Below are 8,441 nucleotides of genomic sequence, written 5' to 3'. Positions count from 1 at the left end.
AGGTGAGACTGCTATAGATAAAAGGATATTTTTTAGTGCATCTGATTCTAATAGTATAGCTTATATGAACCAATATGGTTTTTCTAACACTGATAATGTTGGGAAAAGAGGTAGTATTAATTATCTAAATATGGAAATTGAAGATAATGATAATTACACCTCCACTCGTATAATACCTGAAGGGATTAACATAGCAAGGAGATATGGGAGTATAACAGTATCATCTTTAGAAGATATTACAGGTACTTTTACTCAAACTTTACAATCAAAATCAGGTATAATAGCTACTACAGATGATATTAAACTACAATCTTACACGGTAGGCACTTTACCAACTGGAACAATCGGACATAACGCGTACGTTACAGATGCTACAGCCCCAACTTATTTAGGAGGTTTAATAGGTGGTGGTTCTGTAGTGTGTCCAGTATTCTATAATGGAACTACATGGGTATCTCATTAATGGGAAAACAAAAAAGAACTTAGTAAATAATCTTAAAATTAATATATGAATAAATCTAAAATTGCAGTAATCGTGAGTCTTCTAATTGTTTTAACAGGCTTTATCGATACAAAATTTGAACTTTTACAAGAAGTTGGGCTGTCATTGGTAACAATTAATAGAATCAAATTAATCGGCTTGATTTTGTCGGCAGCTTTACCAAGTATAACCCCTTTATTTTCGAAAGAAGTTAAATAAAGTTAAGTAAAAGAATTCCTTAGGAGAGCAGGAATTAAAAAAGTCCTCCAACAAATTAATACTTTCTCAGGGTAATTTAATTTAGCACAAAGCCACCGTTGGAGGACAATAAGTCTTCTAATGGTGGCTTTGCTATATTGTAAATTAACCTGAGAAGTGCAAATATAATCAATCATCAATCAAAAATCGAATGGAAAAAAAGAAAATTTTCAAATCAGCACCTCTGCCTTTTATGGGGCAAAAACGTAAATTCTTAAAGCAGTTTGAGCCTGCTTTACAAAAATACTCACCAACAGCAATTTATGTTGATTTGTTTGGCGGTAGTGGTTTACTAAGTCATACTGTAAAATCATTTTATCCTGATGCTACTGTAATTTATAATGACTTTGATAATTATAGAGAACGTCTAAAAAACATTGAAAAAACAAATCAGCTTATCACTGAATTAAGGGAAATTCTACGCGATTACCTACCGGATAATAAGATAACAGGAAATAAAAGGGATCTTGTTTTACTACGTATAAAACAGGCTCAAAAGGAAGGATACGTCGATTACATTACATTATCAAGTAATCTTTTATTTAGCATGAATTACGCTAGTAATTTTGAAACATTTGAAAAAGAAACTCTTTATAACTGTATTAGAAAATCAAATTACGTTGCTACAGGTTATTTAGATGGTCTGGAAGTTACTAATAAATGTTATAAGGATTTGTTTCAGCAGTATAAGGATGTACCTAATGTTATCTTTTTGGTTGATCCTCCTTACTTGTCAACCGAAACGGGAACTTATAAAAGCTTTTGGAAATTACGAGATTATTTAGATGTTTTACAAGTTCTTGATGGTACAAGTTATTTTTACTTTACGTCAAATAAATCATCTATAATTGAATTGTGCGAATGGATTGAAACAAAAACACCCATGAGTAATCCATTTACAGGAGCATATACTGAAACAATGAATACTACGGTAACGTATTCTTCAAGTTATACGGACATAATGATTTACAAACCCTAATCGGAAATTATTTTTGATACAATTTAGAACAACCAATTGTTCTTGCTTTTAACAATTCAAATCTAATTTTGTACATCTAAATATTTAAAATCATGACACCATTACAAAAATCACAAGTTGATGCCTATGTGCTTGCTGCATCTAACTTAAGAACAACATCACGAGGCTATAAAGCGCTGAAGATTTTATTTGAACATGGCAATTTATTATACTGTTATCTTGGTAAGTGGGATACTCTAGACCTTATTAGACTATTAATTCACTTAAAAATGGATTATGAGTTTGTTGGAGGAGGTGTACAACTACTAGAGAATAGCAAATCAGATTTTTATCACAATGTAATGTAATGTACTATAAAGCGCCCGTTGTTAAGTCAAACTATCGCGAAAACGCAATTAAGCGTGTTGGTAAAGATGAACCAGAGGACAGCAAACTTGGTTGGGCTGATAGAAAACGTTTAAACGATATTTAAATACTAATTAAAAAGTCAATACTTAACGTATTGGCTTTTTTTGATACTTTTGGCTACGCTTTTATTCACTTTTGGTTTTTCCGATTATACGACCGCAATAAAAAAATGAGCGAATCAACGTTATGCTGATTAGCCCATTTTTTTATTGTGGTCACGCCCTAATGATCATTTTACTTGGGACTGGTAGCAATCACAAACTTTAAGTTATTCTTCACTCCTATTTGTAGTACATCAACTAAATCCTGTACCTGCAAATTAAACGGAATTCTAACTACAACGGTTTGCTCTTTGTCTGCTCCTATTTTTGACATTAAACTAGTTTCAAGATTTTCGAAGTCAACTGGTTCTTTGTCGATGTAGAATTTTTTATCTTCGGTAACGGACAAACTGATCAGTTGTTTATTCGTTTTTTCATTTGATTTCGCTTTAGGCAAAGTCATTTTGATAACATTAGGGTTTGCAAGCGTTGAGATAATAAGAAAAAACAACAGCAGGAAAAACATAATATCACTCAAGGATGAAGTTGCCACTTCGGCATGAAATCTTCTTTTTCTCTTAATAGACATACCTTATGATCTTTGAATTATATTGACAAATTCTAATATTTGTTTCTGAATTTTTAAAGCAAAATCATCAATTTTTCCGTTTAGTAAATGGTACGCACTATAAGCGATAATACCTACAATAAGCCCTGATCCTGAACTAATCATTTTTTCGTATAAGCCTCCGGAAATGTTTCCAATACTAATATTCTCTGTAACTGAGATACTGTAAAAAATCTTAATTACCCCGGAAATTGTCCCAATAAAACCCAGAGTTGGCGCAATACCGGCAATAAGACCTAAGTGACCTAAGCGTCGTTCCATTTCACCAATTTCAATATCGGCAGCACGGTCCATATTTGATTCAATCTCAGCAATTGGTCTTCCGATCACTAAAACACCTTCTTTCAGAATATTTGCGGCAGCAGTATTGCTTCTTTCTACAATAGTTCTGGCCAATTCGATATTTCCGTCGTTCAGTTTATCTCCTACATCCTGCATTAATCTTGCATCAATTTTCGAAGCTTTACTAATATATAGATAACGTTCTATAATAACGTAAAAAGTGTAGAATAATAATATAGCGATGGGGATCAGAAAAAAACCTCCTTTTAAGATAAATCCTAAAACCGAGATCTCAGTATTTGGTGCGATTTTTTCGATAACTACGTTAGATGCGGCATTTGCAATTGTATCTGTTTGTAATTGAATAAAACTAAACATATATTAATTCTTGTTTTTAATAATTAATTCTAAAAAATATTTGAAATTTGCAATAAAGATAATTTTCGCTGTAATATAAAACTAAAAAAATCGAAAATTATTTCAATCAACAACTATTTTATATAAAATACATGAACTATCAGGAAACTACCAATTGGATGTTCAATCAACTCCCGATGTATCAACTTCAAGGCGCCTCGGCATATAAAGAAGATTTGACCAATATTAAACTATTGGCAGCACATCTTGATAATCCGCAAAACCAGTTAAAATGCATTCATGTTGCGGGAACTAATGGCAAAGGATCAACTTCGCATATGTTGGCTTCGGTTTTGCAAGAGGCGGGATATAAAGTGGGGTTGTATACTTCGCCCCACTTAAAGGATTTCAGGGAAAGAATTAAAATCAATGGCCAAGAAATTTCAGAAGATTTTGTGTGTGAATTTGTCGCCAAACACAAAGACTTTTTTGAGGCCAATGACATGAGTTTTTTCGAAATGTCTGTAGGTCTTGCGTTTGATTATTTTGCAGCTGAAAAAGTAGATATTGCCATTATAGAAGTTGGTCTTGGCGGAAGATTAGATGCTACAAATATTATTACACCTTTGGTTGCTGTTATTACCAACATCGATTTAGATCATACTCAGTTTTTAGGTAATACTCCCGCACTTATTGCAGGCGAAAAAGCAGGTATTATAAAACCTAATGTTCCTGTTGTAATTGGTGAATATACGGATGAAACTCAGCCTGTATTTTTAGCCAAAGCTCAAGAAAACAATGCGCCTGTTTATTTTGCATCGGATTTGATTTCAGAAGTTTTTCCTTCTGATTTGATTGGGGATTATCAATTTCATAATAAAAAAACGGTTCAGCAAACTATCGCAGTTTTGAATTCTCAAAATGAATTTAAGGTTTCAGTCGAAAGTCTAAAATCTGGTTTATTGAATGTTGTAAAAAATACCGGCTTACAAGGAAGATGGCAGCAATTGGGCGAAAACCCAAAAATTATTTGTGATACGGCACATAATAAACACGGATTAGCGGTTGTAATGAACCAGATTCAGAAAGAAACTTTTGATACTCTACATATTGTTCTGGGAGTTGTCAATGACAAAGACCTGGATTCTATCTTGCCGCTTTTTCCTAAAAAAGCACAATACTATTTTTGCAGACCTGATTCGTCAAGAGGTTTAGATACTGAAATTCTAAAAGAAGCGGCTAAAAAATATGGTTTATTAGGTGAGAAATACAATTCTGTGTCAGAAGCTTTCGATGCTGCCAGACAAAATGCAACTCAAAACGATTTTATTTATGTTGGCGGAAGCACTTTTGTCGTTGCCGAATTGCCTTTGAACTAATAGAACTTGAAATTATTCTAAAAAGGACAAAAAAAATTCCTTTATAATAAATTCAATTACAACGAGATAGAAAAAACTTTAAAAAAACTTTAAATTTTTAGCTTGTTTTCTTTGCAGAACTGAAAAAGTGGCTTATATTTGCACTCGCAATCACAAACGATAGCAACCTAGTAAAATAGGGCGATTAGCTCAGCTGGTTCAGAGCACCTCGTTTACACCGAGGGGGTCGGGGGTTCGAACCCCTCATCGCCCACCAAGAAACTTCTTAAGAAATTAAGGAGTTTTTTTATGTCTTTATTTTTTTCTAAAATTATCGGACCAGGTGAAAAAGTTGAAATTTAGAAAATCTGAATAAGAAGAAATCTATATTTATTCGCTACTCTAAATTCACTACTAAAAACTTCTATTTTACTGGAATTATAAATTCATTCTTCTTTTGCTTGAAAAAATAATATTCTACATACATAAAAACGTACTTACCATATTGATATTTTTATGTAGTATTGTAAAAAACTTACCTGACCATTTTTAGCGGGTATCTTTAAGTTAACTGCAAACAATCCTAAAAAGAAATTATATTTTATAATTGATGAATATTAACAACTAAATATTATTATTTTTTAAGTGCTCTGGGTGTTTTTAATAGTGTTGTTTTGAGTTTTTATTTTTTATCATTCAAACGCAACAAAACTAAATCTGATTTATTTCTTGGACTTTTATTATTGTCATTAAGTATAAGAATAGGAAAATCAGTATTCTACAATTTTAATCCGCTGTTGTCAAAAACGTATTTACAAATAGGCTTGTCTGCTTGTTTTTTAATTGGTCCTTTACTATATTTTTATGTTAGATCAATACTGCAAAATCTTAATTACTCTTTTGCAAAATACAGTCTTACTTTATTAATTACAACTATAATCGTTTTTGGTTTTCTTTTTCCACATAAAGAGCACCCTTCAATATGGAGAGGAATAATTTATTACTTTATAAATATTCAATGGTTCTTTTTTATTGTATTATCCATCTATGAGGCCAAACAAATTTTTAAGAAACTAGCCACTAATCGCAACCAAATTAGCTATCATGAAACTTGGATACTCTCAGTTATTTGCGGCGTTTTTGCAATATGGCTTTCGTATTCTTTAGCTAAATATACTTCATATATTTCAGGCGCTTTGACTTTTTCCTTCAGTTTTTACATTTCCTTGCTTCTTATTTATTATGCAAAAAACAAATCATCAATTTCAGTGATTAACAAAGAAAAATACGTAAACAAGATAGATGAAAAGTTAGTAAAGGAAATTCAGGAACAAATCAATATACTTTTTGAAACTAGAAAAATTTACACTAATCCTGACCTCACTTTATCAATTTTTGCAAAAGAATTAAATATTCGCCCTCAATTACTATCTCAGTTTATTAATGACAATTTGAATAAAAGCTTTACTCAATTCATCAACGAATACCGAATTGACGAAACATTCCTCCTAGCTCGCAATTATTTTGGTCAATAATTACAATTCTGCCTAAACCACATCTTTCACCTTTATGTTCCGAAATAGCAATAATTTCCTTTTCAAAATTAGAATGAACAAAATCAATTTGAGAATATTTAGAATTTATCCATTCCAGCTCCTCTTTCTTCGCTCTTCTGATTACAATACTTTCCATTTCATCTAATTTTTCTGCAATATAAGCATATTTTCCTACAATTATATCTTTTTACATTTAATCATAAAAAACGGAAAACTCTCATCAAGCTCCATAATCTCAAACAATCCAAATTTACCAAATTCTTCGCGAACTGATTCTTTATCATAAAAAAACATTTTTACACCATCGAATATTTCGTATCGATCTTTGCTAATAAATTTACCTTTGCCATAAGTCTGAGCTTCTTTGGTAATAACTGTAAAAACCATAAAACCATCTTCAGATAATTGATTATAGCAATCCTGAATCAGTTTTTTTCTTTCATCACTATTCAATAAATGTATTAAAGCATAACAAAATATGCCATCATATTGATCATTATCAAATGGCATATCCGTTACAGAACCGTGGAAAATTTTCAAATCAGCTCCGTAATGCTTCCTTGCAAGTTCAATAGCTGTTCTTGATATTTCGATTCCCGTTACCGTTATTCCATTTTCCCTAAAAACTTGTGCATTTCTGCCATAGCCAATTCCAGGAATCAAAACATTCTTAACTGAATTTTCAACAAACAAATTCTTCGCCAATATCGCTGATTTTGCCGGATCAAGCCCCCACATTTCTTGTTTCTCTACAAAATTATCTTCCCAGAATTCTGCCATGTTATTTTTTATTTATTTCTGCGCGTTGTTCATACAACTTGTGTCAAAGTTAGCAATTATTCAAATTATCGCAACAATATTGCATTAATAATTATCGCAGAGAAAAAATCGCTGCCAAACGTTAAGTACTAATCAAATTTTCATAAATTTGAAAAAACAAAAACAATGAATAGAAAAGGTTGTCTTCCTCCGCCAAGAGTTTAATTTCTTTCTAAAATTAGATGAAGTTGCAAGTTGATATTACATCAACTGTTTTTTGCGTACTTCATATTTAACTAGTAATTAATTAAATCTTGTCCGATATCGGACAGACCATTTTCATGAATAAATCCTATCTAAAGTTACACTTAGCTGTATTACTTTCGGGTTTTACCGGCATTTTCGGTAAGCTCATTTCTCTTAATGAAGGACTTTTAGTCTGGTACAGAACCTTTTTTTCTGCAATAATTTTATTTTTCCTTATAAAACTGACGAGAACATTAGCTCAAATCAACATACGCGAAAAACTAAATATTGTCAAAATTGGTGTTTTTATAACCATACATTGGGTCTTTTTTTATGCCAGTATCAAATATTCCAACATTTCTATTGGTGTCGTTTGTTATTGCTTAACCAGTTTTTTTACAGCAATTTTTGAACCGCTGCTCAATAAAAACAAACTTGTTTTTTCTCAATTGATCTTTAGTATAATAACACTGTTTGGGATAAGTCTTATCTTTCATTTTGACAGTTCTTATCAAACAGGAATTTTGCTGGGATGCATCTCTTCGGCATTTGCTGCACTTTATACGATCTTTAACGAAAGATTGGTAAAAACTTATGATAGCAAAATCATCAATTATTACCAAATGATTGGCGGCACGATCTGCTTGGGAATCTTAATGCCATTATACCTCATTTACTTTCCTGCTAAAAGTTTAATTCCAAGCGGAAGTGACTTCTTTTATCTGATATTACTTTCTTTATTTTGTACCGTGGGACTTTATGTTTTATTTGCAGAAGCATTAAAAAAGATACCTGCTTTTACAACCAACCTTACTTTTAATCTGGAACCAATTTATGCTATTATTTTAGCTTTTCTATTTTTTAATGAAGGAAAAGAAATGAGTACATCATTTTATCTTGGATTGTTTTTTGTAATGATTTCAGTCATTCTGCAAACAATTATTTCATTGAGAAAGAAGAAATAAATCGGATAGGAACCTAGGGATTAATTCCCTAGGCGACCTTCCACACCACCCGGCATACGGATCCGTACCAAGGCGGTTCTTAATTTACGATACATTTTAAGATAGATACCTAACCTAAAGTAC

General features: G+C 31.7%; 10 protein-coding genes and 1 tRNA gene. 8 read left to right on the top strand and 3 right to left on the bottom strand.

The genetic code is table 11. The features are described 5' to 3' along the window. The 4 genes from NJT12_RS24445 to NJT12_RS24430 form a co-directional block, all read left to right on the top strand. On the top strand, positions 1-463 hold a 463-nt coding region (locus tag NJT12_RS24445; RefSeq protein ID WP_271338726.1), incomplete at its 5' end, for a hypothetical protein. Positions 464-508: 45 nt separating this feature from the next. Then, positions 509-700 carry a hypothetical protein gene (locus NJT12_RS24440; RefSeq protein ID WP_271338725.1) on the top strand — a complete coding sequence of 64 codons (192 nt, stop codon included), beginning with the start codon at positions 509-511 and terminating at the stop codon, positions 698-700. A gap of 190 nt (positions 701-890) precedes the next feature. Further along, positions 891-1,718 carry a DNA adenine methylase gene (locus NJT12_RS24435; protein ID WP_271338724.1) on the top strand — a complete coding sequence of 276 codons (828 nt, stop codon included), beginning with the start codon at positions 891-893 and terminating at the stop codon, positions 1,716-1,718. Positions 1,719-1,810: 92 nt separating this feature from the next. Further along, the gene (locus NJT12_RS24430) at positions 1,811-2,065 is read left to right on the top strand and encodes a hypothetical protein (protein ID WP_271338723.1); all 255 of its coding nucleotides are present in this window, start codon (positions 1,811-1,813) and stop codon (positions 2,063-2,065) included. Between the two features lie 295 nt (positions 2,066-2,360). Here the strand turns inward: NJT12_RS24430 and NJT12_RS24425 are convergent, their stop codons facing one another. Together NJT12_RS24425 and NJT12_RS24420 are read right to left on the bottom strand one after the other, a co-directional pair. Beyond that, positions 2,361-2,756 (bottom strand): ExbD/TolR family protein, encoded by a 396-nt coding sequence (locus NJT12_RS24425; RefSeq protein ID WP_026983008.1) that lies wholly within the window; start codon positions 2,754-2,756, stop codon positions 2,361-2,363. A gap of 3 nt (positions 2,757-2,759) precedes the next feature. Then, on the bottom strand, positions 2,760-3,455 hold the full coding sequence (locus NJT12_RS24420) for a MotA/TolQ/ExbB proton channel family protein (RefSeq protein ID WP_271338722.1): 696 nt from the start codon (positions 3,453-3,455) through the stop codon (positions 2,760-2,762). 131 nt (positions 3,456-3,586) lie between these two features. On the opposite strand from NJT12_RS24420, the gene NJT12_RS24415 reads away from it, so the two are divergent. The 3 genes from NJT12_RS24415 to NJT12_RS24405 all read left to right on the top strand — a co-directional run bounded on the left by NJT12_RS24415 (position 3,587) and on the right by NJT12_RS24405 (position 6,327). Continuing rightward, positions 3,587-4,813 carry a bifunctional folylpolyglutamate synthase/dihydrofolate synthase gene (locus NJT12_RS24415; RefSeq protein ID WP_271338721.1) on the top strand — a complete coding sequence of 409 codons (1,227 nt, stop codon included), beginning with the start codon at positions 3,587-3,589 and terminating at the stop codon, positions 4,811-4,813. Positions 4,814-4,991: 178 nt separating this feature from the next. Then, positions 4,992-5,069, top strand: a tRNA-Val gene (locus NJT12_RS24410). A 397-nt stretch (positions 5,070-5,466) separates the two neighbouring features. Continuing rightward, on the top strand, positions 5,467-6,327 hold the full coding sequence (locus NJT12_RS24405; RefSeq protein WP_271338720.1) for a hypothetical protein: 861 nt from the start codon (positions 5,467-5,469) through the stop codon (positions 6,325-6,327). A gap of 198 nt (positions 6,328-6,525) precedes the next feature. Here the strand turns inward: NJT12_RS24405 and NJT12_RS24400 are convergent, their stop codons facing one another. Beyond that, positions 6,526-7,128, bottom strand: coding sequence for a class I SAM-dependent methyltransferase (locus tag NJT12_RS24400; RefSeq protein ID WP_271338719.1), 603 nt, complete (start codon positions 7,126-7,128; stop codon positions 6,526-6,528). A gap of 320 nt (positions 7,129-7,448) precedes the next feature. On the opposite strand from NJT12_RS24400, the gene NJT12_RS24395 reads away from it, so the two are divergent. Continuing rightward, on the top strand, positions 7,449-8,318 hold the full coding sequence (locus tag NJT12_RS24395) for a DMT family transporter (RefSeq protein WP_271338718.1): 870 nt from the start codon (positions 7,449-7,451) through the stop codon (positions 8,316-8,318). The last annotated feature ends 123 nt before the right edge of the window (positions 8,319-8,441 follow it).

Source organism: Flavobacterium azizsancarii, assembly GCF_027980145.1.
Taxonomy (GTDB): domain Bacteria; phylum Bacteroidota; class Bacteroidia; order Flavobacteriales; family Flavobacteriaceae; genus Flavobacterium; species Flavobacterium azizsancarii.
Note: the sequence above shows the minus strand (reverse complement) of the source record. Positions and strands in the feature narration are given on the sequence as shown.

Excerpts from the sequence above, each read along its gene's own strand:
- NJT12_RS24440 (WP_271338725.1), top strand. The coding sequence starts at position 509 with ATGAATAAATCTAAAATTGCAGTAATCGTGAGTCTTCTAATTGTTTTA.
- NJT12_RS24435 (WP_271338724.1), top strand. The coding sequence starts at position 891 with ATGGAAAAAAAGAAAATTTTCAAATCAGCACCTCTGCCTTTTATGGGG.
- NJT12_RS24430 (WP_271338723.1), top strand. The coding sequence starts at position 1,811 with ATGACACCATTACAAAAATCACAAGTTGATGCCTATGTGCTTGCTGCA.
- NJT12_RS24425 (WP_026983008.1), bottom strand. The coding sequence starts at position 2,756 with ATGTCTATTAAGAGAAAAAGAAGATTTCATGCCGAAGTGGCAACTTCA.
- NJT12_RS24420 (WP_271338722.1), bottom strand. The coding sequence starts at position 3,455 with ATGTTTAGTTTTATTCAATTACAAACAGATACAATTGCAAATGCCGCA.
- NJT12_RS24415 (WP_271338721.1), top strand. The coding sequence starts at position 3,587 with ATGAACTATCAGGAAACTACCAATTGGATGTTCAATCAACTCCCGATG.
- NJT12_RS24400 (WP_271338719.1), bottom strand. The coding sequence starts at position 7,128 with ATGGCAGAATTCTGGGAAGATAATTTTGTAGAGAAACAAGAAATGTGG.
- NJT12_RS24395 (WP_271338718.1), top strand. The coding sequence starts at position 7,449 with ATGAATAAATCCTATCTAAAGTTACACTTAGCTGTATTACTTTCGGGT.